This is a genomic window from Isoptericola sp. Y581, assembly GCF_059445475.1.
This window is the reverse complement of sequence record NZ_JCAIUK010000002.1, coordinates 143,174-165,459: the sequence shown is the minus strand read 5'-3', so window position 1 is coordinate 165,459 and position 22,286 is coordinate 143,174. Positions and strand designations below refer to the sequence as shown.

Sequence of the window (22,286 nt, the reverse complement as noted above, 5' to 3'; positions counted from 1 at the left end):
GTCAGCCCTCGGTTCCGGTCGAGGTGCCGGACGCCGGACCTGCGGGCGGTCCGGGGGCCGGAGGCAGCGGGGGCGGTGTCGCGGCGAAGAGGGGCGCGAGCGCGGGCACCTGACCGGCGGCCGTCCACGCGGCCATGCCCTGCTGCCACACGAGCGTCTCGCTCGTGAGCTCACCGGCCCGGACGAGCCCGGCGACGTCCGCCGTCGTGCCGGGTCCGGCCTGTGACCCTCCTGCCGCCCAGAACCACGGCGCCTCGGCGACCGGCAGCGGCGGCGGGCCGCCGGGAGCCGGCGGAGCGGCGGGCGAGGGCCGGGCCGGCGACGGGGCGAGCGTCTGGGCCATCTGCTGGCCCATCGCCATCCCCATGCCCAGGCCGAGGCCCTCGCCCGCGCCGCCCGGGTTCGCGGCGGCGGTCTCGATCGCGGTCGCCGTCTGGAACTTCGTGTACTGGTCGAGGTTCCCGACGACGGCCATCTGGGTGCGCTTGTCGAGCGCCGCCTCGACCTCCGGCGGGAACGAGACGTTCTCGAGGACGAAGCGCGGCACGGCGACCCCGTACTCCGCCAGGTCCTCGGAGAGCTGCCCCGCCAGGCGCACCGCGATCTCGCGCTGGTTCGCGGCGAGGTCGATCGCGGCGACGCCCGCCTCGGCGAGCGCCGGGCCGAGCTGTCCGACGACGAGACTGCGAAAGTAGTCGCCGATCTCGTCGGTGCGGAACTGAGGGTCGGTGCCCACGAGCTGACGCAGGAGCGAGGCCGGGTCGACCACCTGCAGCGCGTACGTGCCGAACGCGCGGATGCGGACCGCGCCGAGCTCGGGGTCGCGCAGGATCACGGGGTTCTGCGTGCCCCACGTGAGGTCGGTGAACTGGCGTGTGGCGACGAAGTAGACCTCCGCCTTGAACGGGGAGCTGAACCCGTACTTCCAGCCCTGGAGGGTGGACAGGATCGGCATGTTCTTCGTCTCGAGCGTGTACGTGCCCGGGCCGAACACGTCGGCGAGCCGGCCCTCGCTGACGAACACGGCCGTCTGTCCCTCGCGCACGACCAGCTTCGCCTGGTTCTTGATCTCGTTGCCCTGGCGGGGGAAGCGCCAGACCATCGTGTCCCGGCTCTCGTCGAGGAACTCGACGATGTCGATCAGCTGTCCACGCAGCTTCTCCATGAAGCTCATCCGGATTCCTTCGCGTCGTTCGAGTCGGGCGCGACCGTCGCGCCGGGCTGAGCATAGCGGTGCCCGGACGGACGATGAAGACGCCAAGTCTTGGCAAAATCGCCAGGTCGCGGCACTGTGATCCGGCCTCCGAAACCGGACCCCTCGCCACGTTCGCGCCCGCGCGACTCCCGACCCACGGCGCGCGCAGGGACCTATCCTGACCGGGTGCCCGCCGCGCCCACGGCCTCCACCCGGACACCGCCCGTCGCGGTGCTCCTCGCGGCCGGTGCCGGGAGCCGGCTGGGGCGCGGTCCCCAGGCCCTGCTCCCCCACCGCGGCCGTCCGCTCGTCGAGCACGTCGTGGGTATCCTGCTCGCCGGCGGGTGCGACGCCGTCGTGGTCCTCGGTGCCGAGGCAGACCGTGCGCGCGCCGAGGCCTCGTTCCACGACCCGCGCGTGCGCGTCGTCGACAATCCGGACTGGGCGTCGGGCATGGCCTCCTCGCTGCGTGCCGGCGTGACCACCGCGCTCGCCCTGGGCCCGCAGCGCGTGGTGGTCGCCCACGTGGACCAGCCCGGCGTGGAGCCCGGCGATGTCGCGCGCCTGCTGGCCGCTCACCGGCCTGGACGCGTCACAGCATCGGTGTCCTTCCTCCGCGCACGAAGTACGAGGGCGCCGCGGGTCAGTAGTCGGTGCGGGTCTCGAGGACGCGCCACGCGTCGAAGGGGGCGAGGGCGCTGCCGGTGCGCTCGTGCCGCACGGTCATGATCCCGCCGTCTGGCCGGTCCTCGGGCAGGTCCTGGAGCCGAGCGGCGAAGAAGTCGTAGAACGCGGCGTCGTCGAAGCCGGCGGACGCGGCGTCGTGCCGGTCCGCGGCGAAGTAGACCGCGCCCACGCGCGCCCACAACGCCGAGGCGAGGCACATCGGGCACGGCTCGCAGCTCGAGTAGAGGACGGAGCCCGACAGGTCGAAGGTGCCGAGCTCTGCGCACGCCCGCCGGATGGCGGTGACCTCGGCGTGGGCGGTGGGGTCGTTGTCCTGGGTGACGCGGTTGCTGCCCTCGACCACGCGGCCGTCACGGGTGACGATCACGGCGCCGAACGGGCCGCCGGCGTTCGCGACGCTGTCGACGGCGAGGGTGATGGCCCGCTCGAGGTATGCGGCGGCCGGCGGCTCGGCCGCGGCGCCGGCCGGCCGGGTGTCCACGGCATTGCGGTCCATGGTGGTCTCCACGGTTCGGGCAGCGACCCCCGGGTGCACCTCGGGTCGACGGGACCACACCGGGACCGGGTGAAGACCGGGCGCTCGGCGGGCCGCTGCAGGCGAGTTGTCCTTCATGCCGCCTGGTAGATAGCTGCCGGTGTCGGATCGACTTCAGGTCGACCACCGCGGGGACGTTCACGTCCGCTCGGCCCGGGCCCGCCGTTGGCATTCACGACGCTAGCAGCCGGTGACACGGCCCACCACTGGCTCGGAATGGCACCTCCACATGCCGGACTTCGAGCCGCGAGAAGCGGTCGTCTCGCATCGTGGTCCCACATGATGGACACGCGCTTTCGCTGCAGGTGGCGCGGTTCCTACAGTGGCTCTCGGACGCACCCGACGCACCGGCGCATGCGCGCCGATAGATGGAGGAACCCATGCCCGCACCCACCGATCCGACGCCGCGTCTCGCCGAGTACGCGCACCCCGAGCGCCTCGTCACGACGTCCTGGCTCGCCGAGAACCTCGACACCCCGGGCCTCGTGGTCGTGGAGTCCGACGAGGACGTGCTGCTGTACGAGACGGGGCACATCCCCGGCGCCGTGAAGATCGACTGGCACACCGACCTGCTGCAGCCCGTCGAGCGCGACTACCTCGACGGCGCCGGCTTCGCCGACCTGCTCGCGAGCCGCGGCATCTCCCGCGACACGACGATCGTGCTCTACGGCGACAAGAACAACTGGTGGGCCGCGTACACGGCGTGGGTCTTCACGCTGTTCGGCCACGAGGACGTGCGCCTGCTCGACGGCGGCCGCAACCTGTGGACCGCCGAGGGCCGCGAGCTCACCACCGACGTGCCCTCCCCCGCGCCGGGCGAGTACCCCGTCGTCGAGCGCGACGACTCCACGTTCCGCGCCTTCAAGGAGGACGTGCTGGCCCACCTCGGCAACGGCCCGCTGGTGGACATCCGCTCCCCGCAGGAGTTCTCCGGCGAGCGCCTGCACATCCCGGACTACCCCGAGGAGGGCGTGCTGCGCGGCGGCCACATCCCGTCGGCGCGCAACGTGCCCTGGGCCACCGCGGTGGCCGAGGACGGCACCTACAAGCCGCGCGCCGAGCTCCAGGCGATCTACCAGGAGGGCGGCCTCGGCCTCACGGACGGCGACTCCGTGATCACGTACTGCCGCATCGGCGAGCGTTCCAGCCACACCTGGTTCGCCCTGCGCTACCTGCTCGGCATCGACGACGTGCGCAACTACGACGGCTCCTGGACGGAGTGGGGCAACGCCGTCCGCGTGCCGATCGCGGCCGGCGCCGAGCCCGGCGAGGTCCCCGCGAGCGTCAAGCAGCAGCAGGCTGCCTGACCCGCCCCACCACCCGCCGGCCGAGCCTGTCGACACCCTGTCAGCCCTTGACGCGTGGTCTCGACAGGCTCGACCGGCATCTCCCCTGTACGAGACACTGGAGCCATGACCGACGCCCCCGCCCTGCCCGAGTCGCTCGCCGAGATCCGGGAGGACTTCCTCGCCCTGGAGGAGCGCGACCGCCTGCAGCTGCTGCTCGAGTTCTCCCACGAGCTGCCCGGGCTGCCGCCGCGTTACGAGAGCGCCCCCGGCCTGCTCGAGGCCGTCGAGGAGTGCCAGTCCCCCGTGCGCGCGTTCGCCGAGGTGGACGGCGACGTCGTGCACTTCTACGCGACCGCTCCTGAGGAGGCGCCGACCACCCGCGGGTTCGCCTCGATCCTCGCCCAAGGCCTGTCTGGCCTCACGACGCAGCAGGTGCTGGACGTGCCCGAGGACTTCCCCCTGATGATCGGCCTCACCCGCGCCGTCAGCCCGCTACGGCTCAACGGCATGGCGGGCATGCTGACGCGCGCCAAGCGCCAGGTGCGCGAGCAGCTCGCGGCCTGACGCGGAGGGCGCCGCACCAGGCCGCGGCGCTCAGCGGCCGGTCAGAAGTCGAAGAGGTCGCCGAGGAAGGACTCCTTCTTCTTCTTGCGGCGGTAGTCATCGCGCCGAGGGTCGTACCCGCGGCTGTCGCGCCCCCGGTCGTCCCGGCGGCGGTCGTCGTAGCGCGGGTCGTACCCCCGCGGGTCGGGGCGCCGGTCGTCGTACGGCGCGGCCCCCGGGTACCCGGCCGGGGCGGGCCCGCCGTGGCCGGCCGTCTCGGCAGGCCTCGCGCCCCCCGCCTCCGCGGCGATCTCGGCCTCCATGGAGCGGTCGATGATCTTGTCGAGCTCCCCCCGGTCCAGCCACACGCCCCGGCACTGCGGGCAGTAGTCGATCTCGACCCCCTTGCGCTCGGTCATCACCAGGACGGACTGATCTTGCGGACACTGCATCGCGCTTGCTCCTTCGTCTGGATGGCTGGGTCAACGCCCGGCGGCGCGACGGAGTTCCTGCGCACCGGTCAGGGCGTCGGTCCGGACGTCACGGACACCCGCGGCCACGCCGACGGATGTGCGAGAGTGTGCCCATGACGGTGCTCGTGGCCTACAACCCGTCGCCCCACGGTGCGGCGGCCGTCCGGACCGCGATCGCGGAGGCGGCACGACGGCGACTTCCCCTGCACGTGGTCCACCTGGCCCGCGCGGACGCCGCGGCGCCGAACGAGGAGGACCCGCTTGAGTCGCTCCTCGCCGAGGCTCCCCAGGACGTCACAGTGCAGCCGGTGACCCGCCGCAGCTCCGGCACCGAGCCGGCGGACGCGATCCTGGACGCCGCCGAGGCCTCGGGAGCGACGCTCGTCGTGCTCGGGTCGCGCAAGCGGTCGAACGCCGGGACCTTCCTCATCGGCACGACCACGCAGCGCGTTCTGCTCGACGCCCCCGTCCCCGTGCTCGTCGTCAAGGACACCTACGACGACTGATCTGCGCGATCCGCCGACACGCGTCGGACGGGTCGTGTGTCGGCGCCTCATCGCACGGGAGGCGAAGGCGTACCTGGCGAAGGACCCCGACCTCACCGACCCACCGGTAGAGCTCGCGGAGCCTCTTCGGACGCGATGACCGCGCGCTCGGGCACGACGAGCGGCCGCAGGTCGGCGCGTGCCGCCGCGATCTGCTCGACCGGCACCCGCTCCACGCCACCGGCCTCGGCCATCCACCACCCGAGGTTGGGGGCGAGCGCCGCATAGCCGTCGCGCAGCACGTGCCGCAGCACGGTATCGGCCAGGCGGACGCCGTCGCGCCAGGCGGACACCGCCTCCCCCGTGGCCCCGTCCACCACCGACGGCAGGGCCAGCACGCGCAGGCCCCGGCGGAAGACGACGCGGCCGTCGATCACCTCGTAGCCGGGCTGCACCCGCTTGACCGTGTTCAGCACCCGGAACGGCCACGGCGGCGCCTGGGCCAGCACGAGCTCGGCCCGCGGCGTGAGCTGTCGGGCGAGGCGGTGCTCGTCGAACTGGACGCCCACGGCCCGCATCTCCGCGGCCATCCACTGCAGGGCGACGTCGGCGAGGCCGCAGCGCGACCCCCCGCCGCCGACGTCCCCGTGCGTGCCGGGGAACCAGACCTGCTGCACGCGGTCGGGCGGGTCGTCGTCGGGCACGGTCCAGAGGCAGGGGGCGAACGTCAGGCGCCGCTCGTCGATCGCGAGCGCCTGCCGCGCGGTGAGGACGGACGCCGAGAGCGAGACGTCGTGGAACCGGTTCTTGCGCCGCGAGGGCCCGGGGACGCCCAGCGCGCCGACGGTGTCGAAGACGCCGAGGAACCGCACCGGCACCTGGCGTCCGTTGGCGGACCGGAAATGCTCCTTCGCCGTCCGGACGTCGTCACCGCGACGGATCACGGCCTCGGCGCGGCGGCGGCGCCACGACCCCGGCCGCGTGCGCTGCACGGTGCGCTCGGCGCGGGCGACTCGGCGCGGCGGCGGCGGCTTGAGCCGGTACACCCGCTCGGCCTCGCACAGGAGCCCGGCGTCCATCGCCTCCGGCGTGATCAGCCCGACCTGCGCCAGCATCCCCGCCACGCTGCGGGCCGTGTACGCCCCGCGGGAGTAGCCGAGCACGACGATCTCGTCCCCCGGCTCGTAGTTCATCGCCAGGAAGCGGTAGCCCTCGACGACGTTGCGCGCGAAGCCGTAGCCGAACGCCCCGCCGAGCAGCTGGTCCATCAGGTAGCCGCGGGCCCCGACACCCGCCACGTACCCGACGATCTGCTCGACGTCGGACTCGCCGCTCCCCCCGGAGCGCAGCACGGAGCGCGCGAGCTTCTCGATGTTGGATACCTGCGGGTTCACCGCGTGGCTCCATGTCCCGTCACAGCACAGCACCAGTCGCCTCATGATCGTCCCTTCCATGTACCTCGGAGGGCCGCGGGAGCGGGGGTGATACCCCGGATCGCCGGCGGGCTCAGGCGACGGCCGGGCGCCTCACCGCAGGCGGCGCAGGAACTCCCGCGTACGTTCCTGCCGCGGGTCGCCTAGCACCTGTTCGGGGGTGCCGCGCTCGTGCACGCGGCCCGCGTGCAGGAAGACGACCTCGTCGGCGATCTCGCGGGCGAAGCCCATCTCGTGCGTCGCGACGAGCATGGTGGTCGGTCGCCCGGCGACGCCCTCGCTGCGCAGGGAGAGCAGCAGGTCGAGCACCTCCCCCACCAGCTCGGGGTCGAGGGCGGACGTGATCTCGTCGAGGAGCAACAGCTCGGGCCCGTTCACCAGGGCCCGGGCGATCGCCGCGCGCTGCTGCTGTCCACCCGAGAGCTGGTCCGGGTACGCCCCCGCCTTGTCCGCCAGCCCGACGCGCTCCAGCATCGCCGTCGCCGCGTCGTCGGCGTCCGCGCGGCCGAGCCCGTGCACGACGCGCGGTGCGAGGGTCACGTTGTCGAGCACCCGCAGGTGCGGGAAGAGGTTGTACTGCTGGAACACCATCGCGAGCCGCGCCCGCACGGCGTCCGCGTCCACCCACGGGTCGGCGACGTCCTCGCCGTCGAGCAGCACCTCGCCGTCATCGACCTCCTCGAGCAGGTCGACCACCCGCAGCAGGGTGGACTTCCCGGAGCCCGAGGAGCCCACCACCACGACGCACGACCCCTCGGCCACGTCGAGGTCGATGCCGTCGAGGACGACCTTGCGCGTGGCGCCCGTGCCGAAGGACTTGCGCACGTCGCGCAGCGACAGGAGCGGGGCGCCCGGCGCCCCCTGGGCGGACGGCGCGCTCATCGCACGACCCCCGCTCCGCTGACGCCACGCAGCTCGCCGCGCCAGCCCTGCCGCGCCGACCAGGCGTCGACGAGGCGGGTCAGCGGGATGGAGACCAGCAGGAAGAGGATGCCGGCCACCACGTACGGCGTGAAGTTGTAGTCCCCCGTGGTGGCGATCTGCGCGGCCCGGATCGCGTCGACCGCACCGAGGATCGAGATCAGGCCGGAGTCCTTCTGCAGCGACACGAGCATGCTGGCCACCGGCGCGGTCACCTGGCGTACCGCCTGCGGCAGCACCACGCGCCGCACGGCCTGCCCGCGGCTCAGCCCGAGCGAGCGCGCGGCGGCGACCTGCGACGGGTGCACCGACTCGATCCCGGCCCGGAAGATCTCCGCGAGGTATGCGGTGTAGCAGACCACGATCGACAGCCCGCCGAGGAACGCCGCGCTCACGGGGAGCCAGGGCAGCCGCAGCGCCGGCAGGCCGAAGCCCACCAGCAGCAGCACCAGCAGCAGCGGCACGCCGCGGAACACGTCGACGTAGACCACGGCGAGCACGCGGACCGGGAACAGCGCCGGGATGCGGGAGGTGCGCACGACGGCGAGGACGAGCCCCAGCACCAGGCCCACGACGCTCGCCACGACCCACACCCGCAGGTTGAGCCACAGCCCGGAGGCGATCTCGGGCAGCACCTCCCAGGCGCGTTCCGGCGAGAAGAAGGCCTCGCGTGCTCGCTCCCACCCGGGCGCCGTCGTCACGACGTACACCACGGCGGCCAGCACGACGACGGTCGCGACGAGGGCGACGAGGGTCGCGCGTCGCCGCTGGGCGCGGCGGAAGGCCTCGCGGGCGCGCGCCCTCCCCGACGGCTGCCGGCCATCGGTCGCCGCGGTCGTGGGGTCGCTCACGCGCGGATCAGGAGAGCTCGGCGATGTCGTCCGACTTGAGCCACTCGGTCCGCAGCTCGTCGAGGGTGCCGTTCTCCTCGAGCGTGTCGACGGCGCCGGAGACGCACGCCGTGAGGGACGAGCCCTTGTCGAGCACCAGGCCGAGCTGCTCCGGGTCGCCGACGGGCGGCAGGGTGCCGACCACGTGCGTGTCCGGGAAGTAGACGGTCGACGCCGCCACGCCCTGGTCGACATCCATCACCATCGCGTCGATCGTGCCGGAGCTCAGCGCGGTCATCCCGTCGCCGGCGGCGTTGAACGGCGTGACGTCGACGTCGTCGCCCCATGCCGCCTCGGCGGCGGCGAGCGAGGTCTGCGTCGCGGTGACGCCGATCTTCGCGCCCGTCAGGTCGGCGAGGCTCGCGGCGTCGGCGAACTCGCCCTCGTCGGCCACGATGGCGCCCTGGCGGCTGGTGAGGTAGGGGCTGGAGAAGTCGACCGCGCCCTTGCGCTCCTCGGTGATCGTCGTCTGGTACGCGGCGATGTCGAACGGCTTCACGGCGGGGCTGATGATCTGCTCGAAGGTCACCGGCGTCCACTCGACGTCGTCCTTCGCGAAACCCAGCTCGTCGGCCACCGCGTACACGAGGGCGGACTCGAAGCCCTTCCCGCTGCTCGCCTCGCCCACATACCAGGGCTCGAAGGGGTCACTCGTTCCGACGGTCAGGGTGCCCGCCGCGAGAGTCTGCAGACCCTCGGGCGTGCAGTCGACGGCAGACGCCGAATCCGACGACTCGTCGCCGCCGTCGTCCGACGAGGAGCAGGCGGTGATCCCGAGCGTGACGGCAGCAGCGAGGGCGACCGTGACGAGGGGGCGGGGGGTACGCACGGGTGGGGCCTTCCATGGACGGGACACGACGGGACACGACGTCGTCGAGCCTATGCCGACGCGGCCCCGACCGGGCATGGCGCTGGTCACAGGCCGGGGCGTACCGGGTTGTCGGTTCCCGCGGTCGGGTCGTCAGGGGTGCACGTGCGCCCGGTGCCCGGTCTCGTTCGAGATATCCTGCTCCGCCTGCTCCAGGAGCACGTCCGCGAGCCGGCGCAGGGCACGTGCCGCCGCGACCTCGTCCCCGATCACGGGCATCTGGGTGTCGTCGGGGTCCTTGCGCGCGTGCCCGACGCCCCGCAGCGAGCCGACGTCCGGCCCAGGGGTCAGCATCGCCTCGGCCGTCGTGTTCCCCGACGCCTCCATGAGCGTCACCCGCACCTCCCAGGTGAGCGCCCGGGCCGGCTCGGGCTTCGCGGCCACCGCACCGCCCACGTCCGCACCGTCGTGCTGCACCACCGTGTCCACGCCCGGGAAGACCAGCGTCTCCTCGTCCGTGTCCGACCAGCGCACCCGGTACGGCGGCGACCCGTCCTCGTGTGCGCAGCCGACGATCACGCCGTCCCGCACCGCGCCGCCGACCACCCCCGACGCCACCACGATCCGGTCGCCCACCGTCGCCCTCATCGCCAGCCTCCTCGCATCGTCGCGTGCTCGCCGTCGAACCGTCAGGTCCCTCCATCATGCGCCCGGTGGGCGCCACCGGCAGCGCCTCGGTTCAGGAGGACGCGTACGCAGGCTCGCCGGCTCGAACACGACCCACGCCAGGAAGGCGAGCACCAGGAGCGTGACGACCGCCCCGACCCCACGAGCCGGATCCACCGGCTCCGTACGGCGCGGGGTCGGCAAGGGTGTGACGAGGGCGCGCCCGTCGACGGCGGGTCGGACATCTCGCTCCTTCGACTGTGTCGTCGACGACGTGTGCGCCGACGACGTGTGCGCCGACGACGTGTGCGCCGACGACGTGTGCGCCGACGACGTGTGCGCCGACGACGCGAAGGTAGCGAGGTCGGGTCGCGCCCCGGGCGGGTTATCCACAGCCACGGCCCGGGGGCGGCGCGCTCAGCGGGAGCGCAGGGCCTGGATCAGCTCGCTCCTGCGCATTGTCGAGCGGCCCTCGACGCCGAGCTCGGCGGTCCGCTCGCGCAGCTGATCCACCGTCCAGTCGTCGTACGACCCGGCCTTGCCGCCCTTGGCGCCGACCTTGCTGCGCCCGCGGGCCGCGGCGGCGTTGGCGATGCGCGCCGCCTTCTCCTTGCTGCTGCCCTCGTCGCGGAGCTCCTCGTAGAGCTCCTTGTCCTTGACGCTCGGCCCGGCATCCCGTCGCGGCATGGTGCGCTCCCTCCGTCCACGGCTGCTCCGTAGTGCTGTCACCTCAGCGTGACCACAGCGAGCCGACCGCCGCATCTCGGGGCGTCCGCCCAAGGGGAGCGCAGGCGAAACCGTCCGGACATGACGAAGGCCCGACCGGACGAATCCGATCGGGCCTTCCCTTTTGGTAGCGGGGGCAGGATTTGAACCTGCGACCTCTGGGTTATGAGCCCAGCGAGCTACCGAACTGCTCCACCCCGCGTCGACTCCTCGAACATTACGCCACGGATGGACGAGTGCCAAGTCGGTTCGGGCAAATGGGACCCACGTCACACAAGGGGTCGCGAAAACGCCCGAGATCGACGGCGGGGCCGCCGGTCCGATGGACCGACGACCCCGCCACGTGCGACCGCGAACCGATCAGCCCGCGGACCCGATCTCCTCCTCCGCGGCCAGGGCCTCCTCGATCGCCTTCTGCAGGCGGTCCTGAGCCTCCCCGTACGCGGTGAAGTCGCCGTCCTTCAGCGCCTGATCGCTCTGTGCGAGGGCGTCGTTCGCGTCCTCGAGGGCGGAGTTCAGACGCGCCTGCGCGTCGCCCGTCGGCGCCGGCGTCGACTCGCCCGTGGGCTCGTCGCTCGGCTCCGTGGAGGGTTCCGTCGACGGCTCGGTGCCCGGCTCAGCCGTGTCACCGCCCTCCACCGGCGCTGTCGGGACGTCCGTCTCCGCCTCGCCGCCGGCGTCGCCGGCGTTGGCGCCGGAGTCGCCGCCGAAGACCTGGTCCAGAGCCTCGTCGAGGGTCTCGGCGTACCCGGTCTGGTCGCCGAACGCCACGAGCACGCGGCGCAGCAGCGGGAACTGGGTGCCCCCGGCGGACTGGATGTACACCGGCTGCACGTACAGCAGGCCGCCACCCACCGGCAGCGTCAGCTGGTTGCCTCGCACGACGCTCGACGAGCCCCGTTCCAGGATGTTGAGCTGCTCGGAGATGGTGGGGTTCGAGTCGAAGTTGTTCTGCACCTGGCCGGGGCCGGGCACCGTGGAGTCTCTCGGGAGCTCCAGCAACCTCAGGTCTCCGTACCCGTCGGCGACCTCGCCCGCGGTGGCCCCGGCATCGCCGTCGGCGGCCAGATATCCCGTGAGGATCTCGCGGTCGGTATTACCGCCGGGTATGAAGGTGCTGGTCAGCGAGAACGCCGAGGTGTCCTGGCCGGGCATCTGCAGCGACAGGTAGTACGGCGGTTGCTTGGCCGCGGACGTGTCCCCGCTGGACACGGGGTCCGTCGGGTTAGCCCAGAAGTCCTGGCCCGAGAAGAACTGCCCGGCATCCTCCACGTGGTACTGCGCGAGCAGCGTCCGCTGGACCTTGAACATGTCCTCCGGGTAGCGCACGTGGCTGATCAGCTCGCCCGACATCTCCGACATCGGCTTCACCGACGCCGGGAAGACCTCCGACCAGGCCTTGAGTACCGGGTCGTCGGCGTCCCAGGCGTAGAGCGTCACGGACCCGTCGTACGCGTCGACCGTCGCCTTGACGGAGTTACGGATGTAGTTGACCTCCGGGGGCATGTCCACAGGCACGCCCTGCGCCGCGAGCGTCAATGAGTCGGCCGTGGCCTCCTGCATCGGCTGCCCGGTGGAGTACGGGTAGGCGTCCGTGGTCGTGTACGCGTCGACGATCCACTTGACCCGCCCGTCGACCACCGCGGGGTACATGCCCTGGTCGAGCGTCAGCCAGGGCGCCACCTTCTGCACGCGCGTCATGGGGTCGCGGTCGTACATGATCTGCGAGTCGTCGGTGACGCGGTTGGAGAAGAGCATCTCCTGCGAGCCGAACTTCAGGGCGTACAGGAGCTTGCTGCCGAACGACCCGATGTCCGGGCCGGCGGCGATGTCCTCGGTCGGGAAGGCCGTGTTGACCTGCTCGCCCCCCTGCTCGTCGTCGGCCTGGTAGTCGAGCTCCCACGGGTCGGTGTCCTCAGGCGCGCCGACGATCGAGTAGTCGGTCGTGGACGGGCTGAAGTAGATGCGCGGCTCGTAGCCCTTGTCCGTCAGGGCGCCCTGCGTGGGGATGCCGCCCTCGTAGAAGGCAGGCTGGCCGTCGGGCCCCGGCTGGTTGCCGTACGCGGCCACCACCCCGTACCCGTGCGTGAACACGGTGTGGTCGTTGACCCAGTTGCGCTGGTTGTCGCCCAGCCCGGCGAGGTTCAGCTCGCGTACCGCGATCACGGTGTCGCGGGACTCGCCGTCGATGTCGTACCGGTCCACCGAGAGGTTGTCGGCGAAGTCGTAGTACTGCTTGTTCTGCTGCAGCTGCCGGAACGACGGGCTGACCACCTGCGGGTCGAGCAGACGCACCGACGCCGTGGTGTCCGCGTCCTCGCGCAGCGCGCCGGCCTCCGCCTCCGTGGTGGCGTCGTACGGCTCGGTCTCGATGCCGTCCAGGCCGTACGCCGAGTGCGTAGCGTCGATGTTGCGCTGGATGTAGTCGGCCTCGAGCTCCTGGGCGTTCGGCTGCACCTGGAAGCGCTGCACCACCGCCGGGTAGATCCCGCCGATCGCGATCGCCGACACGACCATGAGGCCGACGCCGATCGCCGGCAGGCGCCACGTGCCGCGCACTGCCGCGAGCACGAACAGCAGCGCCACGAGCACGGCCACGCCCGTGAGGATCTCCTTCGACGGGATCACCGCGTGCACGTCCGAGTACGACGCGCCGTCGAACTTCGTGTTGGTCGACGTGAGCAGGGAGTACCGGTCGAGCCAGTAGTTGGCGGCGATCACCACCATGAGCACAGCGCCGAGCACGGCGAGGTGCACGCGGGACGCGCGAGTGGTGCGCGGGGTGCCCGCGGGCACCGGTCCCAGCCGCAGCCCGCCGTACAGGTAGTGCGTGACCAGGGCCGCGATGCCGGCGATGATCACCACCGCCATGAGGAAGCTCACGGCGAACCGCAGCGCGGGCAGCGTGAAGACGAAGAACCCGAGATCGAAACCGAACTGGGGGTCGTCCTTGCCGAACTCGGCAGGGTGCAGCGCAAGGAGCACGCCGCGCCACTGCGCCGACGCCGCGACGCCGGCGAAGAATCCGACCACGACCGGGCCCGCGATCGTCACGACGCGCCGCAGCGGCTCGATCGCCTCGCGGTACTGGTCGAGGGTGGCTTGCTCCGGCGTCGACGGCGCGTAGACCGGGCGCACCCGGTAGGCGACGGCGAACGAGGAGAACACCGCCGCGCCCATCACCAGGAAGCCCAGCACGAACAGGACGCCGCGCGTGATCCACTCCGTCCAGATCACGTTGCTGAAGCCGATCGCGTCGAACCACATCACCTCGGTCCAGAACTGCGCGAGCAGGAGCAGCGCGACGACTATCGCCGCGATCACCACCAGCGTGATCGCCAGGGGGCTACGCCGGCGCTTGGCCGGCGGACCGCCGGGACGTCGACGGGGTGGGGCAGCGAAAGACACGGTGCGGGCACCTCACTCGTGCTCGGGACGGGCGGACGTCTGGTGAAACGTCCCTGTCATCCCTCAGGTTCCCACGCTTCGCACCCTGGTGGGGGAACGGGCCCTTCACGGGAGGGTTACGCGCAGGTGGGCAGCTCCGCGCCCTTCCCGGAGCCGATCGCCTCGACGGCCGCCCGCGCGTCGTCGAGCGTGGCCACCCGCACCACGTTCAGGCCGTCGGGCACGTGTCCCTTGACCTCGTCGCAGTTGTCCGCGGGGGCGAGGAACCAGTCCGCGCCGTCCTCGACCGCCCCGAACAGCTTTTGCTGGATGCCGCCGATCGGCCCGACCTGACCGTCGACGCTCATCGTCCCCGTGCCCGCGACGCGTGCGCCGTCGAGCTCGTCCTCCGGGGTCAGCTTGGTGATGATCGCGAGCGCGAACATGGTGCCGGCACTCGGGCCGCCAATGTTCCCGGGGCGGATCGACACGTCGACCGGGTAGTCGTACTTCGGGTCGAGGTACACGCCCAGGGCGGCGCGCCCGTCGCCCTCCGCCGTGGTCACCGTCAGGTCCAAGGGCTCGCCGTCGCGCTCCACCCCCAGCGTGACGTCGTCACCCGGCGCCACCGCATCGAGGTCCGCGAGCAGCTCCTGGTGCGTCGTGACCGCGTGCCCGTCGAGGCTGCGCACCACGTCACCCGGCTTCACCACGTCCTCCGCGCCCGACCCGGGCGCGGTGCCCGCGACCGTCAGCGTGGCGGGCACGTCGTAGCCGAGCTCCGTGAGCGCCGCGACCGTGGCGGACGACTCCGAGCCGGCCATCTGCGCCTGGCCCACCTGCTGCTGCTCCTCCTGAGTGGTCTGCTCGGGGAAGATCGCCTCCACCGGCTGCACCGAGCGCTCGCGCGAGCCCCACCCCCACAGGACGTCTCCCAGCAGCACGTCGCCGCCCGGGCCGCCGTACACCGAGACCGTGGTGAGCCGCAGCTCCCCCGTGACGTCGAACGTCTCCGCCCCGTCGATCTCGACGACGGGCAGCGCCGTGGCACTCTGCCCGCCCGAGGCAACGTCGTCGCCCGAGACGTCCTGCCCCTGCAGGCCGAGGGTGTCCTCGGTGGGCCCGGGCGCCCGGATCGCGTACGGCGCGGGCAGCACGAGGAGCACGGCGGCCAGGAGCGCGGTCACCAGCAGGGAGATGCCGAGGGTCACGCTGCGCCGCGACGCCCGCGGCGTCGGGACGTCGGCCTCCGCGGCCGAGGGGTCGTCGGGCGCGAGGATGTCGCGGTCGAAGGTCACGGATCCATCATCGCCGACGTTCCTGGGCGCACGCCGGTCACGACGCCGACGCCGGCCGGGCACAGGCGCTCCGACGCCCGTGACTCAGGGTGCCTCGGGAGATCTGCGCCCAGAGCGAACTGGCGGAACCAGACGGCCCGGGCGGACGTCGAGGGTGGTTACGGTGAACCGGTCGACCGACGGCCGCGAGACGTTCAGCAGAGACGTTTCAGCCGAGACGTACAGCCGAGGAGCCCGCATGAGCAACCTTCCCGACGACCCCGAGGGTGCCGAGGAGCGCGAACGCATGCTGCACGCCATGCTCGAGGGCTTCTTCGGCGAGCGCACCGACGAGGTGCTCGACCAGATGCGCGCCCAGGGCATCGATCCGGCGACGCTGGCAGGGATGCCCGGGGGCGCCCCGGACCCAGCGACGATGCAGCAGGTGCTCGCCCAGGTGCAGCGCCTGCTCTCGGCCTCCGGAGACGGGCCCGTGAACACCGACGTCGCGCACGACGTGGCGCGCCAGGCCGCGATCGCCGGAGGCGACCCGTCGCTCACGGGCGGGCAGGCAAAGGCCGCGACGGACGCGCTCGGCGTGGCCGAGCTATGGCTCGACGCGGTGACCGACCTGCCCCCCGCCGGCGGCCGCACGCACGCCTGGAGCCGCTCGGAGTGGGTGGAGGCCACGCTCCCGGCGTGGGACCGCCTGGTCGCCCCGGTCGCGGCGTCGGTGGCCGACGCCCTCGCGACCGTGCTGCGCGACCAGCTCCCCGGCGAGCTCGGCGAGTCGGACGACTTCGGGACCCCCGCGCTGCCGGGGCTGCCCGTCGGGGCCCTGGGCGGCGGCCTCGACCCCACCCAGATGATGCGGCGCCTCGGCTCGGCCGTCTTCGGCATGCAGGTCGGGCAGGCGGCAGGCACGCTCTCACGCGAGGTCTTCGGCGCCACCGACGTCGGAGTCCCGCTGCTGTCCGAGCCCGCCACCGTGCTCGTCCCGACCAACGTCGCCGCCTTCGCCGACGGTCTGGACGCGCCGCTCGAGGAGGTACGCCTCTTCCTCGCCCTGCGCGAGGCGGCGCACGCCCGGCTGTTCACGCACGTGCCGTGGCTCGCCGCGCACCTGCACGGGCTCGTGGAGCAGTACGCGCGGGGGATCACCATCGACCTGGACATGCTCGAGCAGCAGGTGCGCGACATCGACCCCAGCGACCCGGAGGCCCTGCGCGGGGCCCTCACCGGCGGGGTCTTCGGCCTGCAGCACACCCCCGAGCAGGAGGCGACCCTGCTGCGTCTGGAGACCGCGCTCGCACTCGTGGAGGGCTGGGTCACGGAGGTCGCGGCGACGGCGGCGCTGCCGCACCTGCCGCACGCCTACCCCCTGCGCGAGATGATCCAGCGCCGGCGGGCGGCGGGCGGGCCCGCGGAGCGCACCTTCGCCACCCTGGTCGGGCTCGAGCTGCGGCCCCGCCGCTCGCGCGACGCCACCGCTCTCTTCGCCCACGTCCTCGCCGAGGGCGGGCCCGAGGCCCGGGACGCAATTTGGGACCACCCCGACCTGCTGCCCGGCACTGCGGACCTCGACGACCCCGCCGGCTACTTCTCGCGGCGGGCGGAGCAGGCGGACGAGCAGTCCGACGTCGACGCGGCCCTGGCCCAGATCTTCGAGTCGGCAGATCAGGCGGACACGGACGGGTCTGACGACGGGGACACGCCGGCCCGCTGACCAGCCGCCGGTCGAGCCTGTCGAGCCTGTCGAGCCCACTTCACGGGGTTTCGACAGGCTCAACCAGCGGTGTCGACAGGCTCAACCAGCGGTGTCGTCGCCCGCGGCGGCGGGCGTCGCGCCGCCGTCGTCCTGGACGAACGACACCCCCTCCAGGAAGCCGCGCGCCCGCTCGGTGCGCGGATAGGCCTCGAGCAGCTGCCAGAAGGCGGGGCCGTGGCCCGCGTGCAGCAGGTGCGCCAGCTCGTGCAGCAGCACGTAGTCCAGCACCCACTCCGGCATCCCCTGCACGCGCGTGGAGATCCGGATGGAGCCGTCGACGAGGGTGCACGATCCCCAGCGCCGGCCCTGGTGGGGCGACCACGACACGCTGGTCGGCCGGGCTCGTCCGTCGAGATACCGTTCGGCCAGCTCCCGCGCCCGCTCCACCAGCTCGGCGTCCGACGGCCGGCGCCGGCGCTCCTTGTCCTCGAGCCGCGCGAGCATCTTGGCGACCCACTCGCGCTCCTGCGCGCGGGAGAAGCGCGCGGGAATGGCCACGACGGTGCGCTCCCCGTCGCGGTACGCGCTGACCGTGGCGGTCCGTCGACGGCTTCGCCGGACCTCCACCGACGTCATGGTGTCGTGGGCCACGGCACGACCGTACCGGGGATTCATGATCTTTGTGTGTCACACCACACGAACCGGGTGGTACGGAGGCCCCCCTGAGCCCTGTGGACGACGGCCTCGGGCTCCGCGGGGCGCGTGCCAGGGTGACCGCATGGCAGATGCCGAGAACCCCGAGGCGGGGTCGGACCAGCGCCTCTCCCTGCGCCCCGCCACGCCCGTGCTCGACCACGGCGACGGGGAGGTCCAGCTCGGCACCGACCCGCGGTGGAGCCTCGTCCTGGCCGGCCTCGCCGACCACGAGGCCGGCTGGCTGCGTGACGTCGGGGTGCGCAGGCACCGGTCGCTCGACCGGAGTGCGCGGCACTGGGGCGTGAGCCCGGAGCGGCAGGCGGACATCGTCCGCGTCCTGGTCGACGGCGGTTTCCTGGTCCGCCCCGCGTCGGCCCGGCGCGGCGGGGCCGAGCCGTCGGGCTGGTCGCCCGACGTCGCCGTCCTGGGTGCCTTGCGACCCGACGGCGCCGGTGCCGCAACGCTCGAGCGTCGGCACCGGTCCACCGTGGGGGTGCACGGACTGGGCCGGCTCGGCGCAGCACTGGCCGAGCATCTCGCGACGGCGGGGGTCGGCACGCTGGTGCTGGACGACCGCGACCCGGTGCACGTCGGCGACCTCGGGCTGGGCGGGTACGGACCCGAGGACGTCGGCCGGCCCCGGGAGAACGCCGTCGCGGCGCTCCTGCGGCGGCGGCACCCGCGCCTGCGCGTCAACACGGAGCTGGACGACGCCGGAGCCCTCGACGTCGTGGTGGTCCTGGAGTCCCACGCCGCTCGGCCGGCGCGCTACGAGCGGCTGCTCGGCGCGGCCGTCCCGCACCTGCCCGTCGTGGTGCGCGAGGCGGACGTGGTGGTCGGCCCCCTGGTGCTGCCCGGGCGGTCGGCGTGCGTCGGGTGCTGCGACCGGCACGCCGCCGACACCGACCACCGCTGGCCGTACGTCGTCGCCGACCTGACGGGGGGCGCGACGGACGTCGCGGCCCACGAGACGACGCTCGCCGCGACGGGTGCCGCCCTCGCCGCGGGGCAGGTGCTCGCGCTGATCGACGGCGCCACGCCTACGGCCGTGGGCCGGGTCCTGGAGGTGGCGCTGCCCGAGGCCGTCCCGCGGGTGCGCGAGGTCGCACCCCACCCGGGCTGCAGCTGCACGGCACTGCCGAGATAGAGAACCCCGGTCCGCGAGATAGAGAAGCTCGGACGAAGCCGCACCTGAGTGCGGTCGCGTCCGAGCTTCTCTATCTCGCGGTCCGGGGTTCTCTATCTCGGCGAGCCGGGTTCTCTGTCCGGCAACGCCGGCGGTCATGCTGCGACAGTCTCCGACTTCCGGGGCCGGCCGCGTCCGCGCTTGCGGGCGACGACCTTTCCGTCGACGAAGACCTCACCACCCCACACGCCCCAGGGCTCCTGCCGCCCGAGCGCACCGGAGAGGCAGCCGGCCTGCAGCGGGCAGCTGCGGCACAGCGCCTTGGCCTCCTCGACCTGGGCGGTGTGCTCAGCGAACCACAGCTCCGGGTCGTTGGTGCGGCACGGGAGCAGCGCAGCGAACTGGCGGTCGAGCTCGGCCACCTCGGCCGGGCTCTGCGTGAGGGGTTGATGGGGTGTCCAGGGGCCGGATCCGCCCTGGGGGGTCGTGTCGAGCAGCCGCTCGTCCAACAGCTGTGCGAGACGCACGAGTTCCTCCGTCAGGTCCTGGGTGTTGATGTGAACGTCGGTGTTCAGGACCTGCGGTGGTCCCCTGGAGTCAGGGGGCCGGCTCGTGCGACCTGGTGAGGTCTTCTTCCCTGGGCGGAAAGACGAAAGCCGCGGGTCCCGGTGGGACTCCGCGGCCTGGACCGGTACCTAAACCGGTGGGCTCCAGGGGGCGGAGTCGGGTGCGATGTGGAGATCGACGAGGCCTGCTCCGTGCTTCCGCGCACGGAACGGGACGACTGCGATCAGCTCGCCATAGGCAGACATGTGCCCCGGCGCGCCGACAGACGCGTTCACCTTCATCATCTGAGTCATCGTGTCCATTTCTGCACCCACCTCCTCACTGCTCTCGGACGATCCGCCTCTCGGCAGACGCCACTCCGTCTGGGACTCTCCGAGCATAGACGCCCCCGTCCGGGGCGCCACATCTTTTATCTGATTTTTCTTCGACCAATTTCTCGGGGCAATGCTCGAGACCCCGACATCCGCCCGTCCGCCGCGGGAATCAGCCGATCGAGTCGGCCACGATCGCGAGGATCGCCTGCCCGTAGCGATCGATCTTCGCCGGCCCGACGCCGTTGACGCGGGCGAGCTGGGCCACCGAGGTGGGCTTGAGCTCGGCGATCGCCGCGAGCGTGGCGTCCCCCAGCACGGTGAACGCGGGCTTGTCTGTCTCCCGCGCCACCGACAGACGCCACTCGCGCAGCGCGTCGAAGAGGGCGACGTCGTGATCCCCCGTCAGCTGCTGCCGAGCCTGGCCGCGCGCACCGCGGGAGCGGCCGCGCGCCGACGGGTCGTCCGGCCACAGCCCGTCCAGGAACCGCGTGCGCTTGCGCGTGGCCCGGCCTCCCGGGTTGCGGGACCGCGCGAACGACAGCTCCAGGTGCTCCCGGGCGCGGGTCACCCCCACGTAGAGGAGCCGGCGCTCCTCGGCCACCGCCTCGTCCGTGTCCGCGAGCGAGATCGGCATCAGCCCCTCGCTCATGCCCGCGAGGAAGACGGCGTCCCACTCGAGCCCCTTCGCCGCGTGCAGCGACGCGAGGGTGACCCCCTCGACAGTGGGCGCATGCTGCGCCGACGCGCGCTCCTCGAGCTCCCCGACGAGGGTCGCCATGGTGGCCGGGGCCTCCGTGGTGCCAGCGGCCACGACGTCGTCGGCGAGCCCGACGAGCGCCTGCATCGCCTCCCAGCGCTCCCGCGCCGCGCCTCGGGCGGCCGGCGGCCGCTCCGACCAGCCGGCCGAGGTCAGCACGTCGCGCACCTGCTCGGGCATCGGCTGGTCCGGGTCGGACGACCGCGCCGCGCCCCGCAGCAGCACGATCGCGTCGCGGACCTCCTTGCGCTGGAAGAACCGTTCCCCGCCGCGGACCAGGTAGCTGATCCCGGCGTCGGCGAGCGCCGACTCGAACGCCGCGGACTGCGCGTTGGTGCGGTAGAGCACGGCGATCTCGCTCGGCCGCACCCCGCCCGCGATCAGCCGGCCGGCCCGCGCGGCGATCCCGACGGCCTCGGCGTCGTCGTCGTCGTACGCGGTGAAGCCGGCCGGCGGGCCCGCAGGGCGCTGCGCGACGAGCTCGAGCGCGCCCGGCACCCGCCCGCGGCGCAGCACCTCGTTGGCGAGGTGGACCACCTGCGGGGTCGAGCGGTAGTCACGCACCAGGCGCACCACCTGGGCGTCGCGGTGGGTGCGCGTGAAGTCCAGCAGGTAGTGCGGCGTCGCCCCCGTGAAGGAGTAGATGGTCTGCGACGGGTCGCCGACGACGCACAGCTCGTTGCGCCCGCCCAGCCACTGGTCCAGCAGGAACTGCTGCAGCGGCGAGACGTCCTGGTACTCGTCGACGACGAAGTGCCGGTACTGGGAGCGCACCTCCTGCGCGACCTGCGGGTGCGAGTTCAGCATGTCGGCGAGCATGAGCAGGACGTCCTCGAAGTCGATGACGCCGCGCTCGGTCTTGACGTCCTCGTACGCGGTGATGAGCCGGGCCACTGTCTGGTGGTCGTAGCCCGACGGCGCGGGGCGGTCGTCGGCCGCCGCCGCGCGGACGTAGTCCTCGGCGGTGACGAGGGAGACCTTGGCCCACTCCACCTCCGACGACAGGTCGCGCACCGCGACCCGGTCGACACTCGCCCCGATGCGGCGGCTCGCCTCCGCGACCACGGAGGCCTTGTGCTCGAGGATCCGGGGCGGGGCGCCGCCCACCACGCGCGGCCAGAAGTAGCCGAGCTGGCGCAGCGCGGCCGCGTGGAACGTGCGGGCCTGGACGCCCGCGACCCCGAGCTCGCGCAGCCGGGTGCGCATCTCTCCCGCCGCCCGGGCGGTGAACGTCACCGCGAGCACGGACGTCGGCTTGAAGGTACCCGAGCGCACCCCGTAGGCGATGCGGTGCGTGATCGCCCGCGTCTTGCCCGTGCCCGCGCCCGCGAGCACGCACACCGGCCCGGTGAGCGCGAGCGCCACCTCGCGCTGCTCGGGATCGAGCGCGTCGAGGATCGCGTCGGGATGAAGCAGGGCGGACGGGGAGTTGGTAGCTGTCGGCATCGTCTGCGATTCTCGCAGCCGTCGCCGACAACGCGCTCCCTTCGTCCCCAGCCGACTCCCCGAAGGACCCCCATGACTATCGTCACCCCCCAGCTCCCCGCGCCGGGCACCGTCACCATGTACTCGACCGTGTGGTGTGGCTATTGCCGCCGGCTGCGCACTCAGCTCGACTCCGCGGGCATCGGGTACACGGTGGTCGACATCGAGGAGCAGCCGGGGACGGCCGCGTACGTGGAGCAGGTCAACGACGGGAATCAGACCGTCCCGACCGTCGTCTTCCCCGACGGCACCGCAGCGACCAACCCGTCGCTGAACGACGTCAAGGCGCGGCTCGCGTCCTGACGCCCGGCACGGTCA

At 72.7% G+C, this 22,286-nt stretch carries 21 protein-coding genes and 1 tRNA gene; 7 read left to right on the top strand and 15 right to left on the bottom strand.

The annotated features are described in order from the left end of the window. Position 1 precedes the first annotated feature (1 nt). The gene (locus AC1C2W_RS03735; protein WP_495412417.1) at positions 2 to 1,174 is read right to left on the bottom strand and encodes an SPFH domain-containing protein; all 1,173 of its coding nucleotides are present in this window, start codon (positions 1,172 to 1,174) and stop codon (positions 2 to 4) included. Between the two features lie 117 nt (positions 1,175 to 1,291). Here AC1C2W_RS03735 and AC1C2W_RS03730 point away from each other — a divergent pair, with 117 nt between their 5' ends. After that, positions 1,292 to 1,924 (top strand): nucleotidyltransferase family protein, encoded by a 633-nt coding sequence (locus AC1C2W_RS03730; protein ID WP_495412416.1) that lies wholly within the window; start codon positions 1,292 to 1,294, stop codon positions 1,922 to 1,924. Here AC1C2W_RS03730 and AC1C2W_RS03725 read toward each other — a convergent pair. Beyond that, the gene (locus tag AC1C2W_RS03725) at positions 1,839 to 2,378 is read right to left on the bottom strand and encodes a nucleoside deaminase (RefSeq protein ID WP_495412415.1); all 540 of its coding nucleotides are present in this window, start codon (positions 2,376 to 2,378) and stop codon (positions 1,839 to 1,841) included. The genes AC1C2W_RS03730 and AC1C2W_RS03725 overlap by 86 nt on opposite strands. A gap of 419 nt (positions 2,379 to 2,797) precedes the next feature. Here AC1C2W_RS03725 and AC1C2W_RS03720 point away from each other — a divergent pair, with 419 nt between their 5' ends. Continuing rightward, entirely contained in the window at positions 2,798 to 3,724 is a 927-nt protein-coding gene (locus AC1C2W_RS03720; protein WP_495387727.1) for a sulfurtransferase, read from the top strand. A 105-nt stretch (positions 3,725 to 3,829) separates the two neighbouring features. Then, complete coding sequence (locus AC1C2W_RS03715) at positions 3,830 to 4,270, top strand: SufE family protein (RefSeq protein WP_495387728.1); 441 nt, start codon at positions 3,830 to 3,832, stop codon at positions 4,268 to 4,270. 41 nt (positions 4,271 to 4,311) lie between these two features. On the opposite strand, the gene AC1C2W_RS03710 is transcribed toward AC1C2W_RS03715, so the two are convergent. Further along, positions 4,312 to 4,701 (bottom strand): TFIIB-type zinc ribbon-containing protein, encoded by a 390-nt coding sequence (locus AC1C2W_RS03710; protein ID WP_495387729.1) that lies wholly within the window; start codon positions 4,699 to 4,701, stop codon positions 4,312 to 4,314. A 134-nt stretch (positions 4,702 to 4,835) separates the two neighbouring features. Here AC1C2W_RS03710 and AC1C2W_RS03705 point away from each other — a divergent pair, with 134 nt between their 5' ends. Continuing rightward, positions 4,836 to 5,228, top strand: a complete 393-nt coding sequence (locus tag AC1C2W_RS03705) for a universal stress protein (protein WP_495387730.1) — start codon at positions 4,836 to 4,838, stop codon at positions 5,226 to 5,228. Between the two features lie 92 nt (positions 5,229 to 5,320). On the opposite strand, the gene AC1C2W_RS03700 is transcribed toward AC1C2W_RS03705, so the two are convergent. The 9 genes from AC1C2W_RS03700 to AC1C2W_RS03660 form a co-directional block, all read right to left on the bottom strand. Then, on the bottom strand, positions 5,321 to 6,646 hold the full coding sequence (locus tag AC1C2W_RS03700; protein ID WP_495412414.1) for a T6SS phospholipase effector Tle1-like catalytic domain-containing protein: 1,326 nt from the start codon (positions 6,644 to 6,646) through the stop codon (positions 5,321 to 5,323). Positions 6,647 to 6,733: 87 nt separating this feature from the next. Further along, entirely contained in the window at positions 6,734 to 7,522 is a 789-nt protein-coding gene (locus tag AC1C2W_RS03695) for an amino acid ABC transporter ATP-binding protein (RefSeq protein WP_495387732.1), read from the bottom strand. Then, positions 7,519 to 8,412, bottom strand: coding sequence for an amino acid ABC transporter permease (locus AC1C2W_RS03690; protein ID WP_495387733.1), 894 nt, complete (start codon positions 8,410 to 8,412; stop codon positions 7,519 to 7,521). The genes AC1C2W_RS03695 and AC1C2W_RS03690 overlap by 4 nt, the downstream gene beginning before the upstream one ends. A 7-nt stretch (positions 8,413 to 8,419) precedes the next feature. Next, complete coding sequence (locus tag AC1C2W_RS03685) at positions 8,420 to 9,280, bottom strand: ABC transporter substrate-binding protein (RefSeq protein ID WP_495387734.1); 861 nt, start codon at positions 9,278 to 9,280, stop codon at positions 8,420 to 8,422. A 132-nt stretch (positions 9,281 to 9,412) separates the two neighbouring features. Beyond that, positions 9,413 to 9,907 carry a dsRBD fold-containing protein gene (locus tag AC1C2W_RS03680; protein WP_495387735.1) on the bottom strand — a complete coding sequence of 165 codons (495 nt, stop codon included), beginning with the start codon at positions 9,905 to 9,907 and terminating at the stop codon, positions 9,413 to 9,415. 435 nt (positions 9,908 to 10,342) lie between these two features. Beyond that, positions 10,343 to 10,612, bottom strand: a complete 270-nt coding sequence (locus tag AC1C2W_RS03675; protein ID WP_495387736.1) for a DUF7218 family protein — start codon at positions 10,610 to 10,612, stop codon at positions 10,343 to 10,345. A gap of 164 nt (positions 10,613 to 10,776) precedes the next feature. Beyond that, positions 10,777 to 10,853: transfer RNA gene (locus AC1C2W_RS03670), tRNA-Met, on the bottom strand. A gap of 158 nt (positions 10,854 to 11,011) precedes the next feature. Next, on the bottom strand, positions 11,012 to 14,059 hold the full coding sequence (locus AC1C2W_RS03665; protein WP_495412413.1) for a UPF0182 family membrane protein: 3,048 nt from the start codon (positions 14,057 to 14,059) through the stop codon (positions 11,012 to 11,014). Between the two features lie 116 nt (positions 14,060 to 14,175). Next, complete coding sequence (locus AC1C2W_RS03660; RefSeq protein ID WP_495412412.1) at positions 14,176 to 15,336, bottom strand: YlbL family protein; 1,161 nt, start codon at positions 15,334 to 15,336, stop codon at positions 14,176 to 14,178. 238 nt (positions 15,337 to 15,574) lie between these two features. Here AC1C2W_RS03660 and AC1C2W_RS03655 point away from each other — a divergent pair, with 238 nt between their 5' ends. Then, a complete protein-coding gene (locus AC1C2W_RS03655) occupies positions 15,575 to 17,041 on the top strand; it encodes a zinc-dependent metalloprotease (RefSeq protein ID WP_495412411.1) in 1,467 nt (488 codons plus the stop codon). An 81-nt stretch (positions 17,042 to 17,122) separates the two neighbouring features. Here the strand turns inward: AC1C2W_RS03655 and AC1C2W_RS03650 are convergent, their stop codons facing one another. Further along, a complete protein-coding gene (locus AC1C2W_RS03650) occupies positions 17,123 to 17,698 on the bottom strand; it encodes a M48 metallopeptidase family protein (protein ID WP_495412410.1) in 576 nt (191 codons plus the stop codon). Positions 17,699 to 17,801: 103 nt separating this feature from the next. On the opposite strand from AC1C2W_RS03650, the gene AC1C2W_RS03645 reads away from it, so the two are divergent. Further along, the gene (locus AC1C2W_RS03645) at positions 17,802 to 18,866 is read left to right on the top strand and encodes a ThiF family adenylyltransferase (RefSeq protein ID WP_495412409.1); all 1,065 of its coding nucleotides are present in this window, start codon (positions 17,802 to 17,804) and stop codon (positions 18,864 to 18,866) included. Positions 18,867 to 19,000: 134 nt separating this feature from the next. On the opposite strand, the gene AC1C2W_RS03640 is transcribed toward AC1C2W_RS03645, so the two are convergent. Together AC1C2W_RS03640 and AC1C2W_RS03635 are read right to left on the bottom strand one after the other, a co-directional pair. Then, the gene (locus AC1C2W_RS03640; RefSeq protein ID WP_495387742.1) at positions 19,001 to 19,372 is read right to left on the bottom strand and encodes a WhiB family transcriptional regulator; all 372 of its coding nucleotides are present in this window, start codon (positions 19,370 to 19,372) and stop codon (positions 19,001 to 19,003) included. A 523-nt stretch (positions 19,373 to 19,895) separates the two neighbouring features. Then, complete coding sequence (locus AC1C2W_RS03635; protein ID WP_495412408.1) at positions 19,896 to 21,929, bottom strand: ATP-dependent helicase; 2,034 nt, start codon at positions 21,927 to 21,929, stop codon at positions 19,896 to 19,898. A gap of 72 nt (positions 21,930 to 22,001) precedes the next feature. Between AC1C2W_RS03635 and AC1C2W_RS03630 the strand changes: the two genes are divergently transcribed. After that, the gene (locus tag AC1C2W_RS03630) at positions 22,002 to 22,271 is read left to right on the top strand and encodes a mycoredoxin (RefSeq protein ID WP_495387744.1); all 270 of its coding nucleotides are present in this window, start codon (positions 22,002 to 22,004) and stop codon (positions 22,269 to 22,271) included. Positions 22,272 to 22,286: the final 15 nt, after the last annotated feature.

Excerpts from the sequence above, each read along its gene's own strand:
- AC1C2W_RS03635 (WP_495412408.1), bottom strand. The coding sequence starts at position 21,929 with ATGCCGACAGCTACCAACTCCCCGTCCGCCCTGCTTCATCCCGACGCG.
- AC1C2W_RS03695 (WP_495387732.1), bottom strand. The coding sequence starts at position 7,522 with ATGAGCGCGCCGTCCGCCCAGGGGGCGCCGGGCGCCCCGCTCCTGTCG.
- AC1C2W_RS03630 (WP_495387744.1), top strand. The coding sequence starts at position 22,002 with ATGACTATCGTCACCCCCCAGCTCCCCGCGCCGGGCACCGTCACCATG.
- AC1C2W_RS03725 (WP_495412415.1), bottom strand. The coding sequence starts at position 2,378 with ATGGACCGCAATGCCGTGGACACCCGGCCGGCCGGCGCCGCGGCCGAG.
- AC1C2W_RS03710 (WP_495387729.1), bottom strand. The coding sequence starts at position 4,701 with ATGCAGTGTCCGCAAGATCAGTCCGTCCTGGTGATGACCGAGCGCAAG.
- AC1C2W_RS03655 (WP_495412411.1), top strand. The coding sequence starts at position 15,575 with ATGAGCAACCTTCCCGACGACCCCGAGGGTGCCGAGGAGCGCGAACGC.
- AC1C2W_RS03680 (WP_495387735.1), bottom strand. The coding sequence starts at position 9,907 with ATGAGGGCGACGGTGGGCGACCGGATCGTGGTGGCGTCGGGGGTGGTC.
- AC1C2W_RS03700 (WP_495412414.1), bottom strand. The coding sequence starts at position 6,646 with ATGAGGCGACTGGTGCTGTGCTGTGACGGGACATGGAGCCACGCGGTG.
- AC1C2W_RS03735 (WP_495412417.1), bottom strand. The coding sequence starts at position 1,174 with ATGAGCTTCATGGAGAAGCTGCGTGGACAGCTGATCGACATCGTCGAG.
- AC1C2W_RS03720 (WP_495387727.1), top strand. The coding sequence starts at position 2,798 with ATGCCCGCACCCACCGATCCGACGCCGCGTCTCGCCGAGTACGCGCAC.
- AC1C2W_RS03715 (WP_495387728.1), top strand. The coding sequence starts at position 3,830 with ATGACCGACGCCCCCGCCCTGCCCGAGTCGCTCGCCGAGATCCGGGAG.
- AC1C2W_RS03675 (WP_495387736.1), bottom strand. The coding sequence starts at position 10,612 with ATGCCGCGACGGGATGCCGGGCCGAGCGTCAAGGACAAGGAGCTCTAC.
- AC1C2W_RS03705 (WP_495387730.1), top strand. The coding sequence starts at position 4,836 with ATGACGGTGCTCGTGGCCTACAACCCGTCGCCCCACGGTGCGGCGGCC.
- AC1C2W_RS03645 (WP_495412409.1), top strand. The coding sequence starts at position 17,802 with ATGGCAGATGCCGAGAACCCCGAGGCGGGGTCGGACCAGCGCCTCTCC.
- AC1C2W_RS03650 (WP_495412410.1), bottom strand. The coding sequence starts at position 17,698 with ATGAATCCCCGGTACGGTCGTGCCGTGGCCCACGACACCATGACGTCG.